The organism is Pseudodesulfovibrio hydrargyri, assembly GCF_001874525.1.
Lineage (GTDB): Bacteria > Desulfobacterota > Desulfovibrionia > Desulfovibrionales > Desulfovibrionaceae > Pseudodesulfovibrio > Pseudodesulfovibrio hydrargyri.
The window spans coordinates 1177780-1204704 of record NZ_LKAQ01000004.1 but is presented as its reverse complement, the minus strand read 5'-3'; the positions used below and the strand labels follow the sequence as shown (position 1 = coordinate 1204704).

Genomic DNA, 26925 nt, shown 5'->3' with positions numbered 1-26925 from the left:
GTCTACGCCCTCCCCTGCCGCGATTTGAAATAGAGCTTGAGCATGTAGGCGATGATCCCCCCGCCCGCGACCACGAAGCCGAGGAAGAGATAGAAGGAGCCGTACTGGTTGGTCACGGGCACGGAGTCCATGGAGAACCAGGGTTCCAGGTACAGGACCCGCACCCAGTGGCGGATGCAGGCCATCAGGAACACGGTCAGAACCGCCCAGCCCGCCACGCGCATGGGCTCCATGCGGAAGCCCGCGTAGAGCAGCATCCCCGCCGAGGCCAGCCCGGCCGCCAGGGTCAGGGTGGCGGGCAGGTTGGAGCCCATGAAGGCCAGCAGGACCTTGTCCGGCAGGGCCATCAGGAACCAGACGCCCAGGGCCAGGTTGACCATGGTGGCCCGGGTGAACCACCACATGCCGGTCTCGACGAACCCGTCGTTCTTCTGGTGCCGCCCGAGCAGGGCCACGAACAGCCCGCCCACGGCCACGGCCCCGACCATCATGTGCAGGAAGCGGGGATACAGGGCCGGATCGCGCCAGTTGAGGAAGCCGTCGTAGCCGTCGAAATAGGGCTGCCACCCTTCGGGCCGGAGCATCAGCGTCATGTTGTTGGAGAACATGAAGCCCACGTAGAGCAGGCCGAGCACGGACGAGCCGAACAGGGCCAGGCGCATTCCGGCCCCCATGGTTTCGTACTTGAATTTATATAGATAAAAGCCATAGTATGAATAGAGGAGTACGAAGATGACGGCCAGCCACCAGCCGCCCATGAGCACGGAACTGACGTAGTCGAAGTTGCCGTAGTTGACCTGGAGAAAGAGCAGCGGAGCCACGCCCAGGTTGATGGTCAGGGCGAGCAGCGGGGGCAGCTTCATGCCCACGGCGCGGATGAGTTCGCTCTGCCCGCGCAGGGCCCGGGCCAGCCCGATGGCCGCGGACCCGAGCATGGCGTTCATGAACAGCACGTGGGCCGCGAAGGTGGTGATGAGCAGGATATCGAACCAGGCCCAGTGTATGGGGATGGGTTCGGCCATTGGGATGAGGGAGGCTGGATTCACGACGTCACTCCTTGTGGCATGGCTGGTACGACATCGACGTTATAGGTGATTTCCGGATCGGACACAACAAGGGCGCTCATTGTCGCATATACGCACGGAGTTGTATTTTACAGAATTATAATTGATCCCCCACTCACCCCGGTTATCCTTTTCCCAACCATAACAGGCTGAACGCAAAGGAACTCCCATGAAAATCGGACCCAAGCTGACCCTCCTCGGCACCGCGTTGGTGGGCACCACCGCGGCCTGTATCCTCGGCATCCTCCTGTGGCAGAGCTCCAAGGTTTCCGAAACCCTGACAAAACATTTCGACCTCCAGGCCCAGGCCGAGATGACCCTGGCCGTGGACGACGCCCGCAACCTGCTGGACACCCAGCACGCCACCCTGGCCAAGCAGCTCGAGAACGACATGCGCGTGGTCCTGGACCTGGAAAGACGGGGCGGCGGGCTGGCCCTGCTCGGCGACGGCGTTCAGTGGAAGGCGGTCAACCAGATCAGCAAGGACGCCACCACCGTGACCCTGCCCAAAATGGCCCTGGGACCGGCCTGGCTGGGGCAGAACAGCGACCCGAACACGCCCACCCCCCTGGTGGACGAGATCATGCGGCTGACCGGGACCACCTGCACGGTCTTCCAGACCATGAACGGCCAGGGCGACCTGTTGCGCGTGGCCACCAACATCCTCAAGACCGACGGCCGACGGGCCGTGGGCACCTACATCCCGGGCTCGTCCGCCGTGGCCAGGACCGTCATGTCCGGCGAGACCTACCGGGGCACGGCCTTTGTGGTCAACGCCTGGTACCTGACCCAGTACCGGCCCATCAAGGATGCGTCCGGCAAGGTCATCGGCTGTCTGTACGTGGGCATCCTCCAGGAGGGCGTGGAGCAGCTGCGCCGCGCCTTCAAGAACGTCAAGCTCGGCCGGACCGGCTTTCTGACCGTGTTCGGCGGCTCGGGCTCGTCCGAGGGCGTGGTCAAGATGCACAAGGACGACAAGGCGGAAGGGACCAACATCCTGGACGAGACCGACATTTCGGGCCAACACGTGTTCAAGGACCTGACCGCCCGGGCCAAGGAGGCGGGCGGCAAGGTGGTCACCATCGAAACCGGGCTCAAGGCGGCCGATGGCGCGCGCCCGGCCATCCTGAGCGCCGTGTATTTCAAGCCCTGGGACTGGGTCATCCTCGGCACGGGCTATCTCGACGAGTTCATGGAGGGCCAGCGGGCCACCGAGAGCGCGCTCGAGTCCACCAACTGGTGGACCGTGGGCATCGGCGCGGTCATGCTCCTGCTGGGCGTGCTCGTCTTCATCCTGTTCGCCCGCAAGATGAGCGGGACCATCGGGGCCACGGTCACGGTCATGGCCGACATCAACCGGGGCGAACTGGACGTGCCCCGGCTGGCCGCGCGCACCGGGCGCATGCGCGACGAGATGGACGACCTGGGCTCGGCGGTCAACGCCATGGGCGACAAGCTGCGCAAGGTGGTCGCCGACGTCCAGGCCGCGGCGCAAAACGTGACCATGGGCAGCGGCGAGCTGACCGACACCTCCCAGGCCCTGGCCGAGGGGGCGTCCAACCAGGCCAGCGCCGTGGAGGAGGTCTCCGCCTCCATGGAGGAGATGACCGCCAGCATCGAGCAGAACACGGACAACGCCCGCGAGACCGAGAAGATCGCCCGCCAGGCCGCGAGCGACGCCGGGGAAGGCGGCCAGTCCGTGAACCGGACCGTGGAGGCCATGCGCCAGATCGCGGACAAGATCGCCATCATCGAGGAGATCGCCCGCCAGACCAACCTGCTGGCGCTCAACGCGGCCATCGAGGCGGCCCGCGCGGGCGAGCACGGCAAGGGATTCGCCGTGGTCGCAGCCGAGGTGCGCAAGCTGGCCGAACGCAGCGGCGTGGCCGCGGCCGAGATCAGCGAGCTGTCCGCCAGCTCCGTGGCCATCGCGGAACAGGCCGGGACCATGCTCGACAAGATGGTCCCGGACATCACCCGCACGGCCGAGCTCATCCAGGAGATCTCCGCGAGCTCGGACGAGCAGAACACGGGCGCGACCCAGATCAAGGACGCGGTCCTGGAGCTGGACAAGGTGGTCCAGCAGAACGCGGCCGAGTCCGAGCACGTGGCCGCCGCCTCCGAAACCCTGTCCGGGTACGCCGTGCAGTTGCAGCAGATCATCGGCTACTTCCGGCTGGGCGGCCCGGCCGCAGCGCAGCCCAGGGCCAGGGTCTCGGTCAAGCCGGCCCGGTCCGGGGCCAAGTCCCTGCCCGCCCGGCCCGGCCCGGCACCGGCGTCCAGGCCGTCGCCCAAGGCCGTGCCCCGGGGCGAGCCCGCCGACACGGGCGGCCTGGACCTCGATATGGACGGGGACACCGAATTCGAAAAGTTCTGACGGCCCCGCACAGGCCGAAGGCCCGCGCCGCCTCCCTCCAGGGCGCGGGCCTTGTTTTTTGCCTGAAAAAGGATAGAAACACCTCGAAAGGAGACATGCTATGGGCAAGACGCTGCTGTTCGACGCGGGCAACACCAACACCAAGCTCTGCCTGGCCGACGACCAGGGACTGAACGAGTGCTACACCCTCCCCACCCGCCCGGCCAACACCGACGACGACTGGGGCCTCAAGATCGAATCCATCCTCCTGCGCGAGGGCGTGGAGCCGACCGACATCGAGGCGTGCGTCATCTCCTCGGTGGTCCCGCCCCTGGACCCGCTGATACAGAGCATGGCCGCCCGCTTCCTGGAGTGCGAATGCCTGTTCGCGGGCCGCGACCTGACACTCGACATCGACAACGAATACGTCCACCCCGAACAGGTGGGCGCGGACGTGCTGGTGGGCTGCTACTCCGCGCGCATGACCTACGACGAGAAGAACCTCATCGTCGTGGACTTCGGCACGGCCACCACCTGCGCCTGCATCCAGGGCAACGCCTTCAAGGGCGGCCTGATCTGCCCCGGCCTGCTCTCCTCGGCCTCGGCCCTGGCATCGGGCACGGCCAAGCTCCCCAAGGTCGATCTCACGGTCGCCAGCCCGACCCTGCACTGGGGCCAGAGCACGGCCGAGTGCCTCAACCAGGGCTTCGTCTTCGGGTTCGCGTCCATGATCGACGGCCTGGTCGAAAAGCTCTCCGCCCAACTCAAGAACCCCTTCGTGGTCGCCACCGGCGGCCTGGCCCCGACCATCGCCCAGCTCTCCGAGCGCATCAACGAACTGCGCCCCGACCTGGTCATGGAAGGCCTGTGGATGGCTTACTACAACAGGTAGAAAAACAGACGCTACGGCATTTCCAATCCCGGAGACCCCATGCTCAAACGACTGCTCCCTCTGCTCGCCCTGCTCCTTCTCGTCCTGCCCGGTTGCGCCGGAAAGAAAACCGCCACCGCCGAACTGCCGCCCGAAGACTACACCCTGACCCAGCCCGCCAACTGGCGGTTCATCCCGGTCGGCAAGCTCCCAACGCAACTGCACGAAATGGAAAAGACTGGCATGACCCTGCTCGGCGGCTACACGGCCTCTCCGGATGGGGAGCCCCGGTTTCCCATGATCGTCATCACCCGATGGGACCTGATGAAATTCCCCCTTTCCGGAATGCTCGTTATGTCGGATAACTTCGAGCGGTTTCTCGGCTTGCGCCGCGCCAAGAGCAACCCCCTTCTCGTCAACAGTAAATTTTTCGACGAGATGAATCAGCGGCTATTCGTGGACACCACCTTTCTCGACGAGGACGGAGACGCCACCCGTGTCTTCCTCAACATGCTGTTCACCGAAAAGGGGATGTTGATCGCCTACGGCTACACCGCCGACAGCGATATCCAGTCGCAAGCGGAGATGCGCGGGATCATGGACAGCATCACTCTCTCCCCCGAACTGCGATACCAGCCGATCGTCACGAAATAATAACTGCCCATTCCCGCGCATTCGTAGTAAGGAATTGAGCATCGGGCGAAAATCCTCTAGAATTCGCCCGCTTTCGCTGTTTGCAACGTGTACAACCCTGAGTTCAAGGAGTTCGATATGAGCATCATCACCGGCGTCTGGGCGCGAGAGATTCTCGACTCGCGCGGCAATCCCACCGTGGAGTGCGAAGTGGTTCTGGAATCCGGCGACATCGGCCGGGCGGCCGTGCCCTCGGGCGCATCCACCGGTTCGCGCGAGGCGCTCGAGCTGCGCGACAAGGAAGAGCGCTACGGCGGCAAAGGCGTGCTCCAGGCCGTGGAGAACGTGCGCGGCGAGATCGCCGGCGCGGTCATCGGCATGGACGCCGTGCGCCAGCTGACCCTGGACAACGCGCTCATCGACCTCGACGGCACCGAGAACAAGGACCGGCTGGGCGCCAACGCCATCCTCGGCGTGTCCATGGCCGCGGCCCGCGCCGCCGCCAGCTTCATGGGCATGCCGCTGTACCAGTACCTGGGCGGAACCAACGCAAAGCTCCTGCCCGTGCCGCTGATGAACATCATCAACGGCGGCGAGCACGCGCCCAACAACCTGGACATCCAGGAATTCATGATCATGCCCGTGGGCGCGGAGACCTTTGCCGAGGCCCTGCGCATGGGCGCGGAGATCTTCCACAACCTGAAATCCATCCTGGCCAAGGACAAGCACGTCACCTCCGTGGGCGACGAAGGCGGCTTCGCCCCGAACCTGGCCTCCCACGCCGAAGCGTTCGAATACATCATCCGCGCCTGCGAGGCCGCGGGCTACGAGCCCGGCCGCGACGTGGGGTTGGCCATCGACGCGGCGGCCAGCGAATTCTACAAGGACGGCAAGTACGTGCTGGCGGGCGAGGACAAGATCCTGACCGCCTCCGAACTCATCGACTTCTACGACGACCTGGTCTCCCGCTTCCCGCTGATCTCCATCGAGGACGGCCTGGCCGAGGGCGACTGGGACGGCTTCTCCCTGCTGACCGACAAGCTGGGCGACCGCATCCAGCTGGTGGGCGACGACATCTTCGTCACCAATCCGGACATCCTGGCCGAGGGCATCGACCGGGGCATCTGCAACTCCATCCTGATCAAGCTCAACCAGATCGGCACGGTCACCGAGACGCTCGACACCATCGAGCTGGCCAAGACCGCCGGGTACACCAACGTGGTCTCCCACCGCTCGGGCGAGACCGGCGATACCTTCATCGCGGACCTGGCCGTGGCCGTGAACGCGGGCCAGATCAAGACCGGCTCCCTGTGCCGCTCCGACCGGCTCGAAAAATACAACCAGCTCCTGCGCATCGAGGAGGAGCTCGACGAGGACGGCGTCTACTACGGCCCCATCCTGGCGGGCAGCTTCTTCGACGAATAGAAGATCACAAGGGGGAGGGCCGCACGGTCCTCCCCTTTCTCCTTACGCCGCCCAAGCACGGCCCGCTGCGGGAAAGCCCCGAACACGCCCATCATCGGCTTGCCTTCCGTTCCCTTTTTCTCTACGTAGCGACCAGCACTTGTACGGCACCCCAATATTTCAAACGCGGAGAGAGAGACATGATCCTGCTTGACGGAAAGGAAACGGCCGCGACCATTCGCGCCGAAATTCGGGAAGAGGTGGACAAGCTCACGGCCAAGTACGGCCGCAAGCCCGGACTGGCCGTGGTGCTGGTGGGCGGCGACCCGGCCAGCCAGGTCTATGTGCGCAACAAGGAGCGCGCCTGCGAGGACTGCGGCATCCGCTCCATCCCCCACCGCCTGGAGACCGCCAGCCAGCTCGAGCTGGAAGGCCTCATCCACGAACTCAACAACGACGTGAACGTGGACGGCATCCTGGTCCAGCTGCCCCTGCCCGAAGGGCTGAACTCCCAGAAGATCCTCGACATGATCGACCCGAACAAGGACGTGGACGGCTTCCACCCGGTCAACGTGGGCAAGATGTCGCTGGGCCTGCCCGGCTTCAAGCCGTGCACCCCGGCGGGCGTCATCAACCTGCTCAAGCGCTACGGCCTGGACCCCGCCTGCAAGCGGGCCGTGGTCATCGGCCGGTCCAACATCGTGGGCAAACCGCTGGCCATGATGCTCTCCCAGAGCGGCCCCTGCGCCAACGCCACCGTGACCCTGTGCCACTCGCGCACCGCCGACCTCAAGGCCGAATGCCTTGAGGCGGACTACATTTTCGCGGCCATCGGCAAGCCGAACTTCGTGACCGCCGACATGGTCAAGGAAGGCGCGGTCGTGGTCGACGTGGGCATCAACCGGACCGACGAGGGACTGGCCGGAGACTGCGATTTCGAAGGGCTCAAGGACAAGGTCCACGCCATCACCCCGGTCCCGGGCGGCGTCGGCCCCATGACCATCGCCCAGCTCATGGTCAACACCCTCGAGGCCTTCAAGCTCCACGTCGGCGCGTAGGCGCGCGGCTCGCCGAAGCCGGATTTCCCTAAAAATGAAAAGGGCCGGAATTTTCCGGCCCTTTTTTATTGGGCAAAAACCGTTTGGGCCCCGACGGGAAGCATCGGAGGCTGAACGTCCCTCGCGGCGGCAGGCCTACGGCCGCTCCACAACGGCGCTCTCCCCTGCGGAACGCCGCTGGCGGGCCGTGCGCACGGCAAGGGCAAGGGCCATGAGCGAGATGACGGCCAAGACCGGCCAGTGGGAGCTGAGCAGGACCGCGAACAGGCACAGGGCCAGGACCAGGGCCACGGCGCGCGGCAGGGGCTGGACCAGGAGCCTGGCGGCGGCCAGGGCCCCGAGCAGGGCGTTGACCAGGAAAAAGCCGTCGGCGATGGCCAGGATGCCCGCCATGTCGAGCACGCCGAGGGAGACCAGGGCGAGCTGGCCCAGGTGGACCAGGGTGTAGACGGCCAGGACCGCCACCGGCACGCCGCGCCCGTTGCGCCGGTCGAGCAAGGCGGGCAGGCCGCCCTGCCGGGCCAGGTGGGCCACCAGACGGATGACCGCGCCCACGAACATGAGATAGGTGGTCACGCACAGGGCCGCCACCAGGGCGGACATGATCCACGGGGCGGCCGGGCCGAACAGCGGGTGGAGCAGTCCGGCCACGCCGTGCCCCGCCCCCTGCGGAAAGGAGCCGAGCTGAAGCCCGGCGGCCACGGCCAGGCTGACCAGGCCGACGACCAGCCCGGCCAGGACGGCGGCCCGAACCATGGTCCGGCTCGGATCGCGCACCTCGGCCCCGTAATTGCCGACCACCTCCCAGCCGACCACGGCGAAGAAGAGCAGAAGCAGGGTATAGCCCAGGGTCGGCACGGACAGCGGCGGCAAGGCGGACAGTGCGTCCACGCCCTCGGGCGAACGGTGGAAGGCCAGGGTGACGGCGGCCCCGGCCAGAAGCAGGCAGGTGGCCGTCACGGCCAGGACCGTGGTCACGCGGCTCATGGTCCTGAGCCCTCCGGCCAGGAGCAGGGCGCTGGCCACCTGGACCACGGCTGCCGCCGCGCCGTGCGCGGCCGGGGTATCCGGCAGCATCCCCGGAGGCAGGTAGTTGGCCACGGTCAGCATGACCGCGGCCGGACCGAACAGGGCCGCTCCAGCCAGGGCGTAGGCCCCCAGGTCCCTGGCCCACGGCCCGAAGGCCCGGGCCACGGCGTCGGCCGCGCCGCCCTCGCCCGGGAAAAGGGTCCCCACCCTGGCGAAAATGTAGGCGAAGGCCACGCCGAAGAGCATGGTCGCGCCCCAGGCGGGCAAGGCCCACGGCCCGGCCACCTCGATGGCCAGGGGCGGCAGGATGATGATGCCCGAGCCGAGCACCGCCCCGGTCATCAGGCAACACAAAGGCACCGTTCCGATTTTCCGTTGGCTCATAAAGCCTCTCCTCCTTGATTCGCCACTGCTATCATGCGAAAGAATGAAAAAGCCAATTCGAATTTTTCGTGTATCCATTCGGAAAACCGAAACGCTGAAAGATAGGAGGAAGATACCGTGGACATCCGCAAATTGCAGTGCTTCGTGGCCGTGGCCTTTGCCGGGAACCTGACCAGGGCGGCCGAGACGGTCTTTCTCAGCCAGTCGGCCATGAGCGGACAGATCAAGCAGCTCGAGGACTCGCTGGGCTATCCCCTGTTCGAGCGCCAGGCCCGGGGCATGCTCATGACCCCCGAGGGCGAGGCGCTGCTGCCCTATGCCCGGGCGGCCATCCAGGCCATGGAGGACTTCCGCGCCCGGGGCGAGGGACTCAAGCGGACCGCGTCCTCGCGCCTGGTGGTCGGGCTGAACTCGGACCCGGCCTTCCTGCGCATGGCCGAGCTGGCCCGGGCCATGCGCGCCGGATCGCCCGGCGTGCAGCTGTCGTTCGTGGTCTCGCAGAGCCGCTACACGGCGGCCGCCCTGCGTTCCGGCGAGATGCACGTGGGCTTCCGCTTCGGCATGTGGAACGAGGAAGGGGTGCACGACGAATACGTGGCCTCGGTGCCGCTGGCCATCGCCGTGCCCACGCCCCTGGCCGAGGGGCTGGCCCCCGGCGACTGGCGCGCCCTGGCCGCCCTGCCGTGGATCTACACCTTCCGGGGCTGCCCTTTCCACGTGGCCCTGCGCGAGCGCATGTCGGCCTTCGGGGTGGAGCCCAACCCGGTGGAGCAGACCGTGGACGAGGCGATCATGCGCGAACTGGTGGCCGAAGGCATGGGCGTGGCCGTGCTCCGCGAGGACGACGGCCGACGGTTGGAAGCGGCCGGTCTGGCGGTGCTCTGGCCTGAGCGGATGCAGGTTCCGCTCTGCCTGTCCTTCCTCGAGGCGCAGGGAGCCCGCTCGCCGCTGCGCGAGTTCCGCGACGCGGTGCGCACGGTCTGGGGCGCGGAACAGCGGATGGTGGCCTGACCCGTTTGCCACCGCGCCCCGGATTCCGCGCACGAAAAAGCCGACTCACGGTGAGTCGGCTCGCAAAAAGTCCGGCAGGGTGGAGCCTAGACTGTTACGCTGGTCAGTTGGGGCGAGGTGTCGCCCGGCACCTTCCGGTAGGCCGCCACGGCCTGATCCATGGACGCCTTGGCCGGGTTGAACTGATCCTCCAGCCGGGAGGTCAGGTCCTGAAGCTGGGCGGTGTTGTCCAGTTCGCCCTTGAGTTGCTCCAGGAGCTGGTTGAGCTGGTCCAGGGCATCGGAGGAATCCGTGTCCTGGGCGACCTGAGAGAAGATGCGCGCGCCGGCGACCTGGGTTGCCGAAGGGGTGCCCGTGGCCTCGGCCACGTGGAAAATTTCGTTCTGCCCGTTGTCGAAGAAGTCGTTCAGGGCGGTGTTGATGCCCGCGTTGAACTGGGCTATGGCCGTGTCGCCCGCGTTGGTGCCGAAGTTGCGGTCGATGAACTTGAGGGTGTTGAGCAGCCCGTTGCCCAGGGTGTCCTCGTTGACGCCGGACGAGGTGGCCTTGATGAGCATGCCCGAGGCGGCAGCGGCGGTTTCGTCGCCGAACCGCTCGCGCACCCAGTCCAGGGTCGAGGCCAGCTGGCTACGCAGATCCTCGCTGTCCTTGACCTCGCCGTTCTCGTCCTTGACCTCGCCCATGCGGCGGACGATCTCGTTGGCCAGGGTCTCGCCCAAGGTGCCGGGGGCATCGCCGGACCGCTTGGCCGCCTGGCCCGGCGCGTTGACCAGGGCCATGGCCGCCGGGGTCAGCCCGTCCTTGGCCGGGTTGATCTCCGCCATCTTCCCGAGGCGCATGCCCGGGGAGTTGTCCAGCAGCGAGGCCGCGGCCCCCAGGTCTTCGCCCTGGTCCTTCCGCGTCTTGAGCTGGTGCATGAACCCGTAGTTCATATGTGCGCCGGAGATTTGCATACACCTCTTATCGGCCCTCTCTCCCCTTTCTTTACCCCCCTTAACAAAAATCTTCCCTCCACCTCATATCCCCTGCCGAAGGCACACAAAAAGTTTAGAAAGGGAGAGGGGATGGGGGCCCGGGGGAAGGGGAGAGGGGAACCCTTTTCTCAAAGGGTTCCCCTCTCCCCTTCCCCCGGCCGCCGGAGGCATAACAAAAGCCCCGGTACGGCGGGGCCGGACCGGGGCTTTTCAGTGCGCTGTCGCCTTTGTCTAGTACAGGCGGTGTTCCTCTACGTAATCGAGTACGAAGTCCTCGGCCTCTTCGATGGTGGAGACGTCGTCGCGGACCTGGGCCTCGAGCAGCTGGTCGCGGATCTTGCCGATGGCCGGGCCGGGCTTGAGCTTGGCCAGTTCCATGATCCGGTTGCCGTCGAGCAGCGGTTCCAGCTCGAGGTCCGGGATATCGGCGCGTTCGGCCATCTTGAGGTTGTGGTTGAACTCGCGCCAGGAGCCGTTGCGCGCCTTGATGTCGGCGCGGACCATCTCCATGATGCGCGGGTACTCGTCCAGGGAGCGCAGCCTGCGGATGCCCTTGTCGGTAAGCATGAAGTGCGGACGCATGTGGTTCTGGACCAGATCGCAGATCAGGTCGATGTCCTGCTCCTCGAAATGGAGCCGTTTCAAGACCTTGCGGGTGACCTTGGCACCTACGCGGTGGTGCTGCAGAAAATTCCAGCGGCCGCCGTAGTATTCGGCGGTGTAGAGCTTGCCGATGTCGTGGAACAGGCAGGCCACGGTGCCGAACCAGTCGTAGGGCAACTCCTCGGGGTAGGTCTTCATGACGTCCAGGGTGTGCGCCAGGACGGTCTCCTCGCTGCCCTCGTCGGGGTTCTTGATCTGGGAGACGCGGGACAGGGCCGCGATCTCGGGGATGAGCCCGTGCAGGAGCATGGAGTCGAAGAGCAGGCCGAAGAACTTGTGCATGGCCTCGGCCTCGACCTTGCGCCACTCGTCCAGGAAGTCGGACATGGGCACGTAGTCGAGCACGCGGCGGGAGCAGCGCACGATGGCGGCCCAGGAGTTGGCCTCGATCTCCTTGTCGAAGTTGGCGGCGAAGCGCATGGCGCGGTAGGCCAGGGAGTAGTCCTTTTTCAGGGCCTGGTCCGGGATGCCCTTGAAGCGGATCTGGCCCTCGGCGAAGTCGGCAAAGTCGGCGTAGGTCTCCTTGGCCTTGGGAATGAACGGGCAGACCGCGGACAGCGGGATGTCGCCGCGCTGTTCCAGCCGCTTCAGCAGGCGCGGGGTCATGGTCGAGATCGTCTCGTCGGTGTAGGCGGCCTCTTCGGTGGAGGCGGGGTAGAAGAAGTAGGTCACCCCGCCTTCGAGCAGGGTGCCGACGATGCTCTGGTCGCCGGACGCCTCCATGCTGGGGAAATATTTCTTCAACTCATCGAACGGGGCCTCGGTGCAGATGTCCAGTTCCTGCTCGCTGCCCGTCTCGTCCAGGGTCAGCGCCTGGAGCCGGACGTTGATGATATAGGCGTCAAACCCGTTGCGCATTATGGTTTTGCAAAAGCCGACAGCGTCTTTGAAAGGCTGGCTCATATCTCTCCTCTCTCGGCCGCCCGCGCCGCTTTCGGGCGAACGGCCTCACATTGATTCGTTGCAAGGTGGCGCCCTGCGGGCTGGTTTCGCCCCGGCGCGTTCCCCGGGCTCGTGGTCGGCCGACGGGAATCCCTGCTATACAATCTTTTTCCCCGCAATGAAATGGGTTTTTACCCGCCCTTTCAGCACGGAACCGAGCAGAGGCGTGTTTTTCCCCTTGGAATGCAGGGTGGAGGCAGAAACGGTCCATTCCTCGTCCTCGTCGAACAGGAAAAAGTCCGCCGGATCGCCGGGCGCGAAGGTGTTCACCGGCAGGTTGAAGACCGCGCACGGGGCCGTGGTCCAGGCGCGCAGGAAGGTCTCGCGGGTCAGCACGCCGTCCCTGACCAGCCCCCAGGTCACGGACAGGGCCGTGTCCAGACCGGAGATGCCGCACGGGGCCACGTCGAACTCGGTCTCCTTCTCGTGGCCCGCGTGGGGCGCGTGGTCCGTGGCCAGGCAGTCGATGGTCCCGTCGCTCAACGCCTCGATCATGGCCAGCCGGTCGTCCTCGGGGCGCAGGGGCGGGTTGACCTTGGCCGCCGTGTCGTACTCGGTGCCTTCGGCTTCGAGCACGGCCTCGGTCATGGTCAGATAGTGCGGCGTGGTCTCGGCCGTGACCTTGACCCCGCGCGCCTTGGCAAAGCGGATCAGGTCGGCGGACTTGCGGCAGGATATGTGCGCCAGGTGTATGGGCAGGTCCAGGTACTCGGCCAGCAGGATATCGCGGGCCACCTGCAGCGCCTCGGCCACGTCCGGCTGGCCGGGCAGCCCGAGGCGGCTCGAGACCTCGCCCTCGTTCACGCCCACGCCCACGCCCAGGTACGGATCCTCGCAATGATCGATGACCACGCGGTCCCAGTCGGACGCGTACTCCACGGCCAGGCGGAAAATCTTGGTCGACTCCACGGGCACGCCGTCGTTGGAAAAGGCCGCGCAGCCCGCCTGGGCCAGTTCGGCCATGGGTGCCAGTTCCTCTCCCTTGAGCCCCTTGGTCAGCGCGCCGATGGGGAACAATCGCGGGCCCTTGGGCCAGTGCTTGCGGGCCTTGTCGAGCATCAGTTCGGTCACCGAACCGTTGTCGTTCACCGGCTTGGTGTTGGCCATGCACATGATGTTGGAGAACCCGCCCCAGGCCGCCGCCCGCAGACCGGACTCCACGTCCTCCTTGTACTCGAACCCCGGCTCGCGCAGATGCACGTGCACGTCGGTCAGCGACGGCAGCAGCGTCAGCCCGTAGGCCTCCTCCACCTTGGCGTCGCCCGCGTCCAGCGACTCGGCCGAGGGCTTGACCTCGACGATCTTGCCCTTGGAGACGAAAACGTCCACGTCCTTGCCATTGAGGTTGGCGCGCCTGACTATCAAATCGATCTTGGCCATATTGAGCCTCCTGTGTGTGCCTCCGGCGGCCCTGCCGGGGGCCCCTCCGGGGGCTTAAGAACCTTTTGAAAAAGGTTCTTAAGAATCTCCAAAACTTTTTATTGCCGCTTCGCGGGGTGCGTTATCCGCGAACATCCTGTTTTCCAATGAACCCTTTCGCCGAAGGCGACACAGGGTTTCCAAAGGGGGCCCGCCCCTTTGGCCGCCGGAGGCGAAGTCACCCGACCCCGCCGCCGCAGGCGGCATCCCTACTCTTCGCCTTTCCTGGTCATGTACAGGAACAGCAAAGCCATGCGCACGACCACGCCGCTGGCGACCTGGTCGAGGACCAGGGAGCCCGCCGAGTCGGCCAGTTCCGAGCTGATTTCCACACCCCGGTTCATGGGGCCGGGGTGCATGATGCGCACGTCCGGGTTGGCCAGTTCCAGGTGCCGCGCGCCCAGGCCGAAGGTCCGGGAGTATTCGCGCAGGTCGGGCAGCAGTCCGTCCTTCTGGCGCTCCAGCTGCAGCCGCAGGCACATGACCGCGTCCACGCCTTTGACCGCCTCGTTCAGGTCGGAGTAGACCTTGACCGGCCAGGTCTTCAGCGCCGGGGGCAGCAGGGTGCGCGGCCCGCACAACCGGACCTTGGCACCGAGCCGGGTCAGCAGGATGACGTTGGACCGGGCCACGCGGCTGTGGGCGATGTCGCCGAGAATGAGGATGGTCTTGCCCGCCACGTCGCCCCACTCCTGGTGCAGGGTGAAGGAGTCGAGCAGGGCCTGGGTGGGGTGCGCGTGCCGGCCGTCGCCCGCGTTGATGACCGAGCAGTCCAGCCGGTCGGCCATGAACCGGGCCGCGCCCGAGCACCAGTGCCGGATGACGATGGCGTCCGGGGCCATGGCCTGGAGCGTCAGGGCGGTGTCCTTGAGGGACTCGCCCTTGGTCAGGCTGCTTGAGCTCTTGGCCAGGGAAAAGGTGTCGGCGGACAGCCGCTTTCCGGCCACGTCAAAGCTCGTCTTGGTGCGCGTGCTCGGCTCGGCGAAAAAGAGCACCACGCTGCGGCCCTTGAGGGTGGGCACTTTTTTGACCGGCCTCTCCTGCAGTTCCTGGAACCGTCCCGCCGTCTCGAAGATCGCCATGACCTCCGGTTTGGAGAGCTGGGACACGTCCAGAAGGTCCTTGTGTAACCATTTCATGTCGTTTCTTGCCTCCGGCATCCTAGAATAACGCTTGCAGTGTCTCCGGGACCTGGGCGAAGGCCGCGGCCTTGCCCGGCTCCAGCGTGCCGAGGGTGTTGCCCGCGCCCAGGATGCGCGCCGGGTTGCGGGTCACCATGGCGAGCACGTCGTCAAGGGACAGCCCGCCGTTGAAATTTTCCTTGAGATAGCGGGCCTCGTTCCACAGGTCGAGATCGGTGTTCGAGGCCAGGGAATCGGTGCCCAGGCAGAGCGGCGTGCCCGAGGCGAACCACTTTTCCCACGGGGCGCGGCCCACGCCGATGAACTCGTTGGAACGCGGGCACAGACAGACCGTGGCTCCGGACTTGCGCACCGTGTCGATGTCCTCGTCCGTGACCTTGACGCAGTGCACGGCCAGGGTGGTCTCGTCCAGCAGGCCGAGTGCGGAGGCCTGCTCCACCGGGCGCTTGCCCGGGGGCTCGAAGTCGAGCAGCCGGCCGCGCGCCTGGAGCAGGTCCAGGAAGGCGCTGGGCCGACCCGCCATGATGGCCGTCTCGTCGTCGTGCTCGGCCAGATGCAGGGAAAAGGGCAGGCCCTTTTCGCGCGACTCGGCCTTGGCCGCCCGGAGCACGTCGCGGTGGGTGGTGTAGAGCGAATGCCCGGCCACGGAGATGAAGCCCGCCCCGAACTCGCCGGACGGGATGAAGGTCCGTTTGGGCACGGTCTCGCCGATGGCCTCGCAGAAGACCGCGAAAAAAAGGCCGGATGCTTCGAGCATTCCGGCCATCTCCTTGGCGAAACGGGTGGCGATGTCCCCGACCATGACGGTGCCGGTTCGCTTGAGTTCCTGCACGGCCTTGTCGAGCAGGTCCGGTTCGAGGTCGAAGATGGGCTGTCTGAGCAGGTCTTCCACCCAGGTGACGAAGCCCTGCCCTGCGGGGCACTTGCCGCGCAGGTGGGCCAGTTCGAGATGGGAATGGGCGTTGACCAGGCCGGGACACAGAAAAACGTCCCCGAGATCGAGGACGTCGCCGGTATGGGTCTTGCGCAGGGAGCCGAAGGTGCCGACTTCCCTGATGATCCCCTGTTCGACGAGGATGGCGGCGTCTTCGATGACGGGCGCGCCGGGTATCATGGTCGCGGCTCTGGCCGCGCGAACGAGTTCAACCATTTCGGTTAATTCGTCTCCCCTGCTTTCGGTTCGATGTTTACGGTGAAGTGCCCGCGCACGGGCTGAGAATATTTCGTAGTATGTTTTGCGAACGGGGTAAAGGAAAACCGGCAGACATCTCACCGTTGCCCCGCCTCTTCAAGGGGCGCTGAAACCGGATTTCGCCCCGGAATGCCCGCAGCGGCCCGGCCGCCGTCTTGATGCCGGACGGCATTATTCCAGGAAAAACAGTTCCGACTCCGCGAACCGGATCGAATCCCCGGCCACTCCCAGTTCGAAATAGGCCGGGGCCAGTTCGCGGGCGTGGCCGAAGAACTCGCCCGAGTAGCGGCGCGGCACTTCGAGCAGAGACGGGCGGCGGCCCAGCTCCCGGACCTTGTCCTTGACGACTTCGAACAGGGCCAGGGCGCGCGCCGACTGGCCCAGTGCCGGATGGCGCGGCCCGGCCAGGACGTTCTCGTCCAGGGTCGGCTCCGGGGCCAGCCCCAGGCGGATGACCCGGACCCCCTCGGCCCAGAGCACGGGCAACGCCTCGGCCAGTTCGCGCACGGCGCGGTCCGTGGTCCACGGGACGTAGCCGCCCCGCTCCCACAGATCGGCCAGGGGCGTGCCCCGGACCACCAGGCAGGGGTAAAGCCGCGCCGTCTCGGGCCTGAGGTCGGCGGCCGCGCGAACATCGGCCCGGAACAGGCCGGGCCGATCGCCGGGCAGGCCGGGCAGAAGCTGGATGCCGAGCGCCAGTCCGGACTCGTTGACTATGCGGCAGGCCGCCCGCGCCACCTTCCCCGAATACCCCCGCCCCGAGGCGCGCAACGCCTCGTCGTCAAAGGACTGGATGCCCAGCTCGACCATGTCCAGGCCGAGGGAGGCGAGGCGTGAAAGGCCGTCCGGCGCCACGCAATCCGGCCGGGTGGAGCAACGCACGCGGGAGATCAGGCCGAGTTCACGAAACCGGGCGGCCAGGGCAAGAAAAGTCTCGGGCCATGGAGCAGGCAGGGCCGTGAAGGTACCCCCGTAAAAGGCCAGTTCATAGGGACCGTGGCCCCGCTCAAGGGCGCTGTGAAGATCGGCTTTCAGTCCGTCGAGGATGGCGGCCAGATCCGCGTGGTCCCGCCCGGTCTGCTTGTCCTGGGCGCAGAACAGGCAACGGTAGGGACATCCGGCAAAGGGCAGGAAGACCGGCCAGACGCGGACGGAGGCGGGAACGGGTTCGGGGTGGGCGAAACGCATAAGCGGAGGATACGGGCTTTCGCCGTGTTTTGCACCCCTTGCCGCGAGGCCGGGCCGAAGACTACTCTTCGGTCACGGCCGGGAACCCGTAGCGGCCCACATGGGCCCAGCTCACGAACTCGTAATAACGATAGAAATCTCTGAGCCGTTGCATGCCCACGGATTCAAGCGCTTCGGCCATGGCCTTTTCGTGGATGGAGGCGATGACCACCGTGCCCGAAAATTCCCGGACCTCGGCAAAGGGGATGAGCGGACAACCGAAGGCGCTGCCCGGCTCCTTGGCCTCGGAGTGGGTGAAGGCGATGGATACGTCCCTTCCCCAGACCTCGCGGATGCAGTCCATGACCTGCTTGCCCGCCGAGCCGGAGCCGTAGACCAGAAATTCCCCAGTCGTGCCGGACCGATCGTTCAGCGATGTCCAGGCGTCGACATAGTCGCGGGCCGGGCGCTTCTGCCTCCACCAGGGCAGGAGCACGCCCTTGCGCTCCTTGCGGAAGGCCATCAGGATGCCGGCCCGGCCGACAAAGGAGTACAGGGGTTCCCGCATCAGGCTGTCCACGGCGTGTTCCACGGCCAGGACACTGGCCTGCCCGTATTCCTCTTCCGTACCGAAATAGTCGTGGAAGACCATCAGCCCCCCGACGTTGAGGTGGCGGTGCCAGGCCATGACATCCAGGGCTATGCCCGATTGCGCCCCGTCCGGGCTGATCCGGGGGAACCCGTGGTCGCCGTCCACGAACAGGAAATCGAGCTTGCCGCCCGTCCACTGTTCGCCCGTGACCACGCTGGAGCCCTTGAGCACGTGGCAGTTATCCGCCGCCAACTGATCCAGAGCCTTGTGGTAATACTTGTCCTCCGGAAAGATATCCATGGAGTGGAAGTTCCCGCCGTGCTCCTCGACGTGCTCAAGCAGGATCGGGGTGGAACCCTCGCCGTGAAAGTAGCCTATCTCGGCGATGTCCCCGCGAATCCCGTATTCGTCCAGCAGTTGTTTCAGATAGTGCATCTCTCCTCCGGCAGCGGTTTAGGGGCCTTTGCAAAGGCTCTGGCCTTTTCGACCAGTTTCCGGGATTCCGCGAGCAGCTTGTCTATCCCGGCTGACGAATGGACGTCCTGTGCCCGTTGGTCGTGGCTGCGCACGGAGTACAAGGTCTTGGGGATGTGTTTGAAGCGCGCGCCGTTCATGGCAAAGCGCAGGAAGCATTCGTGGTCGTTGGCCGTGTATTCGTTGTCGTAGTAGCCGAACCGTTCATGCAGTGAGCGACGGTAGAGCTTGGACACGCCGCACAGGTACCAGTCGCAGAAGCTCGCCTCGAAGCTGTAGTCCGGCAGCCGGAACTCACGCAGGATGCGCATGGCGTCGTCCACCACGAACATGTCGGAAAAAACGAAGTCCGCCTCGTCGCGATTGAGCGGCGCGGCCAGTTCGGAGAGCATCTGCGGATGGCAGATGTCGTCCGAGGCGACATAGGTGCAGTACTCGCCCGAGGCCATCTCGAACCCCTTGTTGTAGGACGGGGTGTGCCCCAGCCGGACCGGGCTCTCGTGGATGACCAGGGAGCGGCCCCCGGTGCGGTACCGGGGGTATTCGGCGCGGGATACGGAACCGTCCGGCTCCAGCCGCGCGGCGTGGGACACTTTGTCCTCCGCCACGCTCCGGCGAAACGCCGCAAGGACCTCGGCGGTGTCGTCCGGGGAGGGATCGGCCACCACAATGATCTCGATGTTAGGGTAGTCCTGGAACCAGATGGAATCCAGGCACGCGCCCAGATACTGCGCCTGGTTGTAGGTGGGGACCACCACCGATATGAGTTTTGCCGCTTGCTTCATAGTATTGATTTGCGCTTTGTTCATTCGCCGACCATTCGATTGGCTGCCCGGGAAAACGCTCCTGGGCCCGGCCCGTTACTCGCCTGCCTCCCGCTCGCGGAAAGAGGCGTAGGCCTCGGCCAGCCCCTCCTCCAGGGGCCACTTCGGGCTCCAGCCCATGGCCCGGAGGCGGCGGCTGTCCAGAAACTTGCGCGGCGTCCCGTCCATCTCCGGCCGCTCGAACCGGATGGCCCCCTTGAAACCGACCACGCGCCCGATGAGCTCGGCCAGTTCCCGGATGGTCAACTCGCTGCCCGAGCCGATGTTGACGATCGCCTCGCCCGAATATTCCTCCATGAGAAATACCAGGGCGTCGGCCAGGTCGTCCACGTGCAGGAACTCCCGCAGAGGGGTCCCGGAACCCCAGACCGCCACCTCGGCGTCCCCCGAGGTCTTGGCCTCGTGGAATCGGCGGATCAGGCCCGGGATGACGTGGGAGTTCTCGGGGTGATAGTTGTCCCCCGGCCCGTAGAGGTTGGTGGGCATGACGCTGATGGCGTCGAACCCGTACTGGCGGCGCAGGGCCTGGCAATGCTTGATGCCCGCGATCTTGGCCACCGCGTAGCACTCGTTGGTCTTCTCCAGCGGGCCGGTCAGCAGGGCGTCCTCGGGGATGGGTTGCGGGGCCTCGCGCGGGTAGATGCACGACGACCCGAGAAACAGGAGCTTGCGCGTCCCGCTGTGGTAGGCCGAATCGATCACGTTGGTCTGGATGAGCAGGTTGTCGCGGATGAAATCCGCCGGGTAGGCGCTGTTGGCGTGGATGCCGCCGACCTTGGCCGCGGCCAGGAACACGTATTCGGGCCGCTCCTCCTCGAAAAACCGAGCCACGTCGGCCTGGCGGGTCAGGTCCAGCTCCCCATGGGTACGCAGGATCAGGCTTGCATACCCCGCGTCCCGAAGCCGCCTGACAATGGCCGAACCCACCAGTCCCCGGTGGCCGGCCACGAAAATCCGGGCATCCCTGCGCATCATTCCCCCCGGCACATGGACGGCGCGCCGTAGCCGTTTTCCCGGCAGAGCACCTCGGCCCCGGCCTTTTCCAGATCGGCGGCGACCATCTCCGCGATCATTTCCATAAAGGATATCTTTGGCGTCCAGCCCAGCCGCTCCCTGGCCTTGGCCACCTCGCCGGTCAGGCTGTCCACTTCGGTCGGGCGGTAGTACCTGGGGTCGATTCGGATTAATTCGGCACCTGTTTTGATGTCAAACCCGACCTCTTCGACACCTTCGCCCTTCCATGCGATATTGTAGTCCAGGCTGGCTCCGGCAATCTCCACCAGTTCGCGGACAGAGTAGCTCGTCCCGGTGGCGATGACGTAGTCGTCCGGACGCTCCTGCTGGAGCATGAGCCACATCATTTCGGTGAAGTCGGCCGCGTGCCCCCAGTCGCGCCGGGAGTCGAGATTGCCCAGCCAGATTGAGGACTCCAGCCCGGCCGCGATGCGGGCCAGGCCGCGCGTGACCTTGCGGGTGACGAAGGTTTCGCCCCGGCGGGGCGATTCATGATTGAACAGGATGCCGTTGCAGGCGTACATGCCGTACGCCTCCCGGTAGTTGACCGTGATCCAGTAGGCGTAGAGCTTGGCGGCCGCATAGGGCGAGCGCGGGCTGAACGGGGTCATCTCGCTCTGCACCGCCGTCCCGGAATTGCCGAACAGCTCCGAGGTCGAGGCCTGGTAGAAGCGTGTCTTGTCCACCAGCCCGAGGATGCGGATGGCTTCGAGCAGCCGCAGCGGGCCGAGCGCCGTGGTGTCGGCCGTGTATTCCGGGGTCTCGAAGGACACGGCCACGTGGCTCTGGGCTGCCAGGTTGTAAATCTCGTCCGGCTGGACCTCCTGCACGACCCGGATGAGGTTCGTGGCGTCGGTCATGTCACCGTAATGAAGGATGAACCGCTGGTCCTTCTCATGGGGGTCCTGGTACAGGTGCTCCACCCGTTCGGTGTTGAACAACGAGGCCCGGCGCTTCAGGCCGTGCACCTCATACCCCTTGTCGAGCAGCAGCTCCGCAAGATAGGAGCCGTCCTGCCCGGTTACCCCGGTAATCAACGCTGTCTTTTTCATTCTCTACCTGTCGCAGCCATGAGTTTCGGGACGGTGCCCGGACAATTTTCTCATTTCAATCATAAACCGACTGTATGATTGTTCGGCATAAAAGCCAAATACCTTAAGGTTTTTTGCCTCATTTTATTCACCGACCAAACGATACTCAACCCGAAGGCCAGGCAAGACGGTCTTTTCGACGCCATTTCCATGACGCCGGAACAGGGCGATGCAAGGATCGGGCCTGCCCCAAGTCCGGCCATCCCGAACAGGGAAAGAAATCGGGTGTGTATTGCCCCCGGCGCGGGTTTGGCGTATCACGGCCCGATGAAAATAGGCGTCCTGCAACTCAATCCCATTGTCGGCGATCTGGACGGCAACGCGGCCAGGATACTGGACGCTGCCCGCCGCGCGCACTCCCTTGGCGCGGAACTCTGCGTGACCTCGGAGATGGCCCTGACCGGCTATCCGCCGCGCGACCTGCTGCTCTACGAAAGCTTCGTGGAACGGGTCCGGGAGCGGGCCGAGGAACTGGCCGGGGCGCTCAGGGACGGTCCGCCCCTGCTCCTGGGCGCGGTGGAACGGAACCCGTCCGGCCTGGGCAAGCCGGTCTTCAACTGCGCCCTGTTCTGCGAGGGGGGCCGGATAACCCGGTCCGTGCGCAAGACCCTGCTGCCCACCTACGACGTGTTCGACGAGGCGCGCTACTTCGAGCCCGCTCCGGCCGGGGACCCGGAGGCCAACATCATTCGCACGCACGGCCTGACCCTGGCCGTGACCGTCTGCGAGGACGCCTGGAACGACAAGGACTACTGGGACGCCCGGACCTATGCCCGCGACCCGCTCGAGGAGGCCGCGGCCCAAAGCCCCGACATCATCGTCAACCTCTCGGCCTCGCCGCTGTTTCTGGGCAAGCAGCAGCTGCGCGAGGACATGCTCGGGGCCGTGGCCCGCAAGTACGGGGTGCCCATGGTCTACGTCAATCAGGCCGGGGCCGACGACGACCTGGTCTTTGACGGCCGGTCCTGCGCCTTCGCGCGGGACGGCGGCCTCATGGCCCGGGCCCAGGGGTTCGAGGAGGACGTCATCGTGGTGGACACGGACAACCCCTCGGCCAACACCGTGGCCGACGACGATTTTTGCCGCGAGGCCGAGACTTGGCGCGCCCTGGTCACCGGCACCCGCGACTACGTGCGCAAGAGCGGCTTTTCCAAGGCCCTGGTCGGCCTGTCCGGGGGCATCGACTCGGCCGTGACCGCCGCGGTGGCCGCCGAGGCACTGGGCGCGGACAACGTGACCTGCGTGCTCATGCCCTCGCCCTATTCGAGCAGGGGGTCCATCGACGATTCCCTGGAACTGGCGAAGAATCTCGGGATCAGGACCGTGACCCTGCCCATTGAGCCGATCATGGCCCAGTTCGAGAAGACCCTGGCCGAGCCCTTTGCCGGGTATGAACCGGACACCACCGAGGAGAACATCCAGTCGCGCATCCGGGGCAACCTGCTCATGGCCATGTCCAACAAGTTCGGGGCCCTGCTCCTGACCACGGGGAACAAGTCCGAGCTGGCCGTGGGCTACTGCACCATATATGGCGACATGTCCGGCGGGTATGCGGTCATCTCGGACGTGGACAAGACCGGGGTGTTCAACGTGGCCAAATGGTACAACGCGAACGTCGCCCCGAACATCCCGGAGGCGATCATCACCAAGCCGCCGTCCGCGGAACTGCGGCCCGACCAGAAGGACCAGGACTCCCTGCCGGACTACGCGGTGCTCGACGCCATCCTGGCCAGGCACATCGAGCACCACCAGTCGCGCGCCGAGATCATCGCGGCGGGCTTTGACGAGGCCACGGTGAACCGGGTCCTCAACCTGGTGCGGGGGGCGGAGTTCAAACGCCGCCAGGCCGCGCCCGGCATCAAGCTCACGCCGCGCTCCTTCGGCACGGGCTGGCGCATGCCCCTGGCCTGCCGCCGCGACCTCTAGAGGAGTGTCAGGGCCTTTGCGAGCAGGTCGAGAAACTCGCCGCTCATGGCCAGGACATCGCGGAAATAAAGGCGCAGCCCCTTGCGCCGGGACGACTCGTCCCCCTCGAAGACCTGCCTGTAAAACAGCCGGTTGTGCAGGCCCCCACGCCGTTCCGCCAGATAGGTGACGTTGTTCTTGTCCAGCTGGTCCAGGATGGCCATGCCCTTGGCCGCCATGGCCGGGGTGTCGTCGGCCAGCACGGTCCGGGCGGCCTCGGCCACGCTGGTCCACAGTCGGATCTCACGGCGCAGCCAGCGGCCCGCCTCCCTGACGTCCACGCGCGGCGGCTCGGGCCGGAACAGGTCCTTCATGTGCTCCACCCTGCCCGACAGAACGGGCTCTTCGTCGAACTCGACCCCCTCCCCGTACAGGATGCTCGCCCGCGAGGTGTTCACGCAGGGCACCCCGGACACGCGAATTTCCTCGGACAGCCACAGGGCCGCGTCCAGGAAGTTGAGCGTGGTGAAGAGCGGCTCCCCGAAGGGCGTGGTCACCGGGCAGAGCTGGGGATGTTCGTTGACCAGCTCCCGCTCTGCCGTGCCGGGCGCGTCCTTGACCGTGCCCCGCGCGTAGCTCAACCCCCACGGGTTGGCCGAGGCCAGTTGCGCCCCGACCAGCACGCAGCGCTCGCACCCCAGGTGGCGGGCCAGGGAAAAGGCCGTGGAGATGACCGAGCCGTGGAGCCGGAGGGAGTCCCGCTCCCCGAATATCTGCGGCAAAAACGAGCCGAACAGGTACTTCTGCCGGAAACGGTCCCCGCCCAGGTCGGACAGGCAGTGAGCCACCAGGATGGTCTCGGGCATCTTCGGGATGTGCCGGAAGACCACCCCGGAGTCGATGGAGGTGTCATTGATGACCACGAAATGCGGCTGGATGGACGCGTCGGCCAGGGGCTTGACCGCGTTGTTCACGCAGATGACCACCCCCCGCTCCCGGTTGCGCCTGATCCAGTCGAGCCTTTCGGGCAGGTCCGGCCCGGCGGCCACCAGGATGGCCTCGGCCCCGCGCAGCCGGTTGCGCAATCCGGCGATGGGCGGCGCGGTCAGGTATTCGCGCACGTTCTCGAAGGCGTGCACCTGCTGGTCGTAGAGCAGCCCCCGGTGAATGTCCCGCAGGGGCCGGGAGCGGCTCAGTCCCTGGCCGGACAGCCCGTAGATGGCGTGGCGGTAGTGCAGGATTTCCAGGTATTCCACCACCCGATCAGCCCATCCGCCGTACAGTCGGCGCACGCGGTCGGTAATGAAGAAGGCCGGAGTGCCCAGCCGGAACATGTCGCCGGGCAGCATGTCCTGCAGGGGCGGGTCGAAGGAGCGGGGATCGCCGGTGAAGCAGAACAGGTTGGGCCGGTTCAGCCCGGCCAGCTTGAACGCTTCCAGGAAGCGGATAAGCGTCCGCTCGTCCGGCTCGAACAGGATCACCACCGTGGTCCTGGAGGCCAGAGCGGCGCGCAGCTGCGGGGTATCGGCCGTGCCGAGCAGGACCACCAGCCGGGTGGCGGAAAGCGCCTCCTCCATGGAGGTGTCCGGCGCGAACAGGGAATAGGCGGCGGCCGACGGATCCTCAAAGGGGTGGAGGAAGGCCGGATTCTCGAACCGGCACAGTTGAGGGTGCTCGGAAAAACGGTGCGGGCCGGGATCGGCGCCGCCGTCTCCCTCGGGCTCCACCTGCACGCCCCGGCAGAGGACGCCCAACTCCACCAGGGCGGCTATCTTGCTGTTCTCCATAGGTCCCCTCGAACTCCCCGGTTCACGGTTTCACACTGTGCAACTTGGCCCCGCCCCGCCGCTTTTGTCAAGGTAACCGGGCCTCTCCGCGCATCGGGTGCAGGCAAGGCTTTTTTCTTCCCGGGTTTCATAGTATAGGAGCCACGCGGCGCACGGCTTTCAGGGAGGACGCATGAACGATTCGAAACGGCGGAAGAAAAAGGCGGAGTGGACCAGGAACATGCTCCTGCTCCTGGCGGCGGCCGCCGTCATCGCCATCTTCTTCAACCTCGATCTGATGCGCAAGGGCGAGTCGGTGTTCTCCAATACCGCCGCCAAGAAACTCAAATTCTCCGGGGGGCTGGGCCGCCGGGACTACAGCGGACGGGAGATCGAGCGCATGCTCGGGTACATCCGGGCGCGCAACGAACTCTTCCAGGAGGTCAGGGTCCAGACCTCGCCCCAGGACCAGTACAAGGCGGTCACGTCCGATTCGGACGTCATCTTCGAACTCTACGTGGTCATGACCGACGGGTTCACCATCTCCACACCGGCCCGGCGCGTACCCCGGCGCGATTTGGTGACCGTCCTCCTGAACAAGCTGGACAAGGACCTGCGCGCCTACCAGAAGCTGAAAGAGGAGGGACGCAACCCCTCGTCCATGATCAACATCATGTGATCCACCGGGGCATGCAGACGCTATGACCGAGATTTTCGACACCATTATCTGCGGCGGGTCGCTGGCGGGCAGCGCCGCGGCCGTGACCCTGGCCCGACAGGGACGGTCCGTGCTCGTCCTGGACAAGGCCGAATTCCCGCGCACCAAGCTCTGCGGCGGCCTGCTCACCTGGAAGACCGTGCGCCTCCTGGACCACCTCTTCGGCGAGACCCCGCAAACCCTTGGCGAGCAGGGCATCGTCAAGTACGTGTCCGACCGCTACGCCATCCGCTCCCTCACCTCCACCCTGGCCGAAGGGACCGTATCCTACCCCTTCCACCTGACCGACCGGGCCGAGCTGGACAACCGGCTGCTCCACCACGCGCGCCAGGCCGGGGCCCATGTCCGGGAAGGCGAGGAAGCGATCCGCTGCAACCCGGAGTCCGGAGAGGTTTTCCTCAAGGACGGCCGGGTCGTCCGGGGCAAATACGTCATCGGTGCGGACGGGGCCCACTCCACGGTGCGCGCGTCCTTCCCCGAGGTGAACCTGCGGGCCATGCGCCGCTTCACGGCCGCGACCATCGAGGTCAAGATCCCGGCCGCCGCCCTGCCCGAGCCGGTGGACCGGCCCATCCTGTACATCGGCTTCCTGGATGCGGGCTACGGCTGGGTCTTCCCCAACGGCGACAAGCTCCTCGTCGGCATCTGCGGCCTGCGCCGCAAGGACACCCATTTCGCCAAGCTGTTCCGGACCTATCTCAACGTGCTCCGCGTGGACCCGGCCGCGCTCACCCACCAGCGCGGCCATCCCCTGCCCTACGGCAGCTTTCTGCACGACCCGGTGCACGCCAACGCCCTGCTCGCCGGGGACGCGGGCGGCTACGTGGAACCGCTTTTCGGCGAGGGCATCTTCTACGCCCTGTGCACCGGCATGTACGCGGGCCGGGCCGTGGCCCACGCGCTGGGAAACGACACCGCCCCGGGCCCCGAATACCTCCGCAACCTGCACCGCACCATCCTGCCCGAGCTCAATGGTTCCAACACCCTGCGCTGGGTCCTGTTCCGGGCCATGAAGCTGTTCGGCTGCGGGGCCATCAGCCGGTTCGTCAACCTCGGGGCGGGCCCGCTGGGCGACATGGTCCACGGCAAGCGCTCCTACCACTGGCTGAAAAGGAAGGACTGGGGATTCTGATCGCCCCGGCCGCGACCGGCCCCGGCTTGAATCATCGCGCCGGGTCATCTATAAGGAGGGACGGCGCGACCGCGCCGCACGACCTTGCAAGGGAGCATCC

22 protein-coding genes are annotated in these 26925 nt (G+C 65.9%); 9 read left to right on the top strand and 13 right to left on the bottom strand.

The genetic code is table 11. The features are described 5' to 3' along the window. Positions 1 to 2: 2 nt before the first annotated feature. Positions 3 to 1046, bottom strand: coding sequence for a hypothetical protein (locus BerOc1_RS10020; protein WP_071545565.1), 1044 nt, complete (start codon positions 1044 to 1046; stop codon positions 3 to 5). A gap of 187 nt (positions 1047 to 1233) precedes the next feature. Between BerOc1_RS10020 and BerOc1_RS10015 the strand changes: the two genes are divergently transcribed. The 5 genes from BerOc1_RS10015 to folD all read left to right on the top strand — a co-directional run bounded on the left by BerOc1_RS10015 (position 1234) and on the right by folD (position 7386). Then, positions 1234 to 3441: a methyl-accepting chemotaxis protein gene (locus BerOc1_RS10015; RefSeq protein ID WP_071545564.1), complete on the top strand. Its 2208-nt coding sequence runs from the start codon at positions 1234 to 1236 to the stop codon at positions 3439 to 3441. A gap of 100 nt (positions 3442 to 3541) precedes the next feature. Then, the gene (locus BerOc1_RS10010) at positions 3542 to 4312 is read left to right on the top strand and encodes a type III pantothenate kinase (RefSeq protein WP_071545563.1); all 771 of its coding nucleotides are present in this window, start codon (positions 3542 to 3544) and stop codon (positions 4310 to 4312) included. 39 nt (positions 4313 to 4351) lie between these two features. Continuing rightward, a complete protein-coding gene (locus BerOc1_RS10005; RefSeq protein ID WP_071545562.1) occupies positions 4352 to 4945 on the top strand; it encodes a hypothetical protein in 594 nt (197 codons plus the stop codon). 117 nt (positions 4946 to 5062) lie between these two features. Further along, positions 5063 to 6349 (top strand): phosphopyruvate hydratase, encoded by a 1287-nt coding sequence (gene eno, locus BerOc1_RS10000; protein ID WP_071545561.1) that lies wholly within the window; start codon positions 5063 to 5065, stop codon positions 6347 to 6349. Between the two features lie 179 nt (positions 6350 to 6528). Then, on the top strand, positions 6529 to 7386 hold the full coding sequence (folD, locus tag BerOc1_RS09995; protein WP_071545560.1) for a bifunctional methylenetetrahydrofolate dehydrogenase/methenyltetrahydrofolate cyclohydrolase FolD: 858 nt from the start codon (positions 6529 to 6531) through the stop codon (positions 7384 to 7386). 135 nt (positions 7387 to 7521) lie between these two features. Here the strand turns inward: folD and BerOc1_RS09990 are convergent, their stop codons facing one another. Continuing rightward, on the bottom strand, positions 7522 to 8799 hold the full coding sequence (locus BerOc1_RS09990; RefSeq protein WP_084641351.1) for an APC family permease: 1278 nt from the start codon (positions 8797 to 8799) through the stop codon (positions 7522 to 7524). 117 nt (positions 8800 to 8916) lie between these two features. On the opposite strand from BerOc1_RS09990, the gene BerOc1_RS09985 reads away from it, so the two are divergent. After that, a complete protein-coding gene (locus BerOc1_RS09985) occupies positions 8917 to 9810 on the top strand; it encodes a LysR family transcriptional regulator (RefSeq protein ID WP_071545559.1) in 894 nt (297 codons plus the stop codon). A gap of 86 nt (positions 9811 to 9896) precedes the next feature. Here BerOc1_RS09985 and BerOc1_RS09980 read toward each other — a convergent pair whose 3' ends face one another. The 10 genes from BerOc1_RS09980 to gmd form a co-directional block, all read right to left on the bottom strand. Further along, entirely contained in the window at positions 9897 to 10742 is an 846-nt protein-coding gene (locus tag BerOc1_RS09980) for a hypothetical protein (RefSeq protein WP_071545558.1), read from the bottom strand. Between the two features lie 273 nt (positions 10743 to 11015). Further along, positions 11016 to 12350: an HD domain-containing protein gene (locus BerOc1_RS09975; RefSeq protein ID WP_071545557.1), complete on the bottom strand. Its 1335-nt coding sequence runs from the start codon at positions 12348 to 12350 to the stop codon at positions 11016 to 11018. 135 nt (positions 12351 to 12485) lie between these two features. Then, positions 12486 to 13769, bottom strand: coding sequence for a dihydroorotase (locus tag BerOc1_RS09970; RefSeq protein ID WP_071545556.1), 1284 nt, complete (start codon positions 13767 to 13769; stop codon positions 12486 to 12488). Positions 13770 to 14017: 248 nt separating this feature from the next. Continuing rightward, positions 14018 to 14947, bottom strand: a complete 930-nt coding sequence (locus BerOc1_RS09965; RefSeq protein ID WP_071547073.1) for an aspartate carbamoyltransferase catalytic subunit — start codon at positions 14945 to 14947, stop codon at positions 14018 to 14020. A gap of 22 nt (positions 14948 to 14969) precedes the next feature. Further along, complete coding sequence (locus BerOc1_RS09960; RefSeq protein WP_071545555.1) at positions 14970 to 16100, bottom strand: amidohydrolase family protein; 1131 nt, start codon at positions 16098 to 16100, stop codon at positions 14970 to 14972. 213 nt (positions 16101 to 16313) lie between these two features. Further along, positions 16314 to 17330, bottom strand: coding sequence for an elongator complex protein 3 (locus BerOc1_RS09955; protein ID WP_071545554.1), 1017 nt, complete (start codon positions 17328 to 17330; stop codon positions 16314 to 16316). Between the two features lie 61 nt (positions 17331 to 17391). Next, complete coding sequence (locus BerOc1_RS09950; RefSeq protein WP_071545553.1) at positions 17392 to 18336, bottom strand: class I SAM-dependent methyltransferase; 945 nt, start codon at positions 18334 to 18336, stop codon at positions 17392 to 17394. Further along, on the bottom strand, positions 18324 to 19160 hold the full coding sequence (locus BerOc1_RS09945; RefSeq protein ID WP_071545552.1) for a glycosyltransferase family 2 protein: 837 nt from the start codon (positions 19158 to 19160) through the stop codon (positions 18324 to 18326). The genes BerOc1_RS09950 and BerOc1_RS09945 overlap by 13 nt, the downstream gene beginning before the upstream one ends. A 75-nt stretch (positions 19161 to 19235) precedes the next feature. Then, on the bottom strand, positions 19236 to 20171 hold the full coding sequence (locus BerOc1_RS09940) for an NAD-dependent epimerase/dehydratase family protein (protein ID WP_071545551.1): 936 nt from the start codon (positions 20169 to 20171) through the stop codon (positions 19236 to 19238). After that, positions 20171 to 21265: a GDP-mannose 4,6-dehydratase gene (gene gmd, locus BerOc1_RS09935; RefSeq protein ID WP_071545550.1), complete on the bottom strand. Its 1095-nt coding sequence runs from the start codon at positions 21263 to 21265 to the stop codon at positions 20171 to 20173. The genes BerOc1_RS09940 and gmd overlap by 1 nt, the downstream gene beginning before the upstream one ends. Before the next feature lie 306 nt (positions 21266 to 21571). Here gmd and BerOc1_RS09930 point away from each other — a divergent pair, with 306 nt between their 5' ends. Beyond that, a complete protein-coding gene (locus BerOc1_RS09930) occupies positions 21572 to 23230 on the top strand; it encodes an NAD+ synthase (protein ID WP_071545549.1) in 1659 nt (552 codons plus the stop codon). Here BerOc1_RS09930 and BerOc1_RS09925 read toward each other — a convergent pair. After that, the gene (locus tag BerOc1_RS09925) at positions 23227 to 24996 is read right to left on the bottom strand and encodes a 6-hydroxymethylpterin diphosphokinase MptE-like protein (RefSeq protein WP_071545548.1); all 1770 of its coding nucleotides are present in this window, start codon (positions 24994 to 24996) and stop codon (positions 23227 to 23229) included. The two genes, BerOc1_RS09930 and BerOc1_RS09925, sit on opposite strands and share 4 nt — an antisense overlap. Before the next feature lie 172 nt (positions 24997 to 25168). Between BerOc1_RS09925 and BerOc1_RS09920 the strand changes: the two genes are divergently transcribed. Continuing rightward, entirely contained in the window at positions 25169 to 25654 is a 486-nt protein-coding gene (locus BerOc1_RS09920; protein ID WP_071545547.1) for a hypothetical protein, read from the top strand. 22 nt (positions 25655 to 25676) lie between these two features. Further along, positions 25677 to 26825 carry an NAD(P)/FAD-dependent oxidoreductase gene (locus tag BerOc1_RS09915; protein WP_071545546.1) on the top strand — a complete coding sequence of 383 codons (1149 nt, stop codon included), beginning with the start codon at positions 25677 to 25679 and terminating at the stop codon, positions 26823 to 26825. The last annotated feature ends 100 nt before the right edge of the window (positions 26826 to 26925 follow it).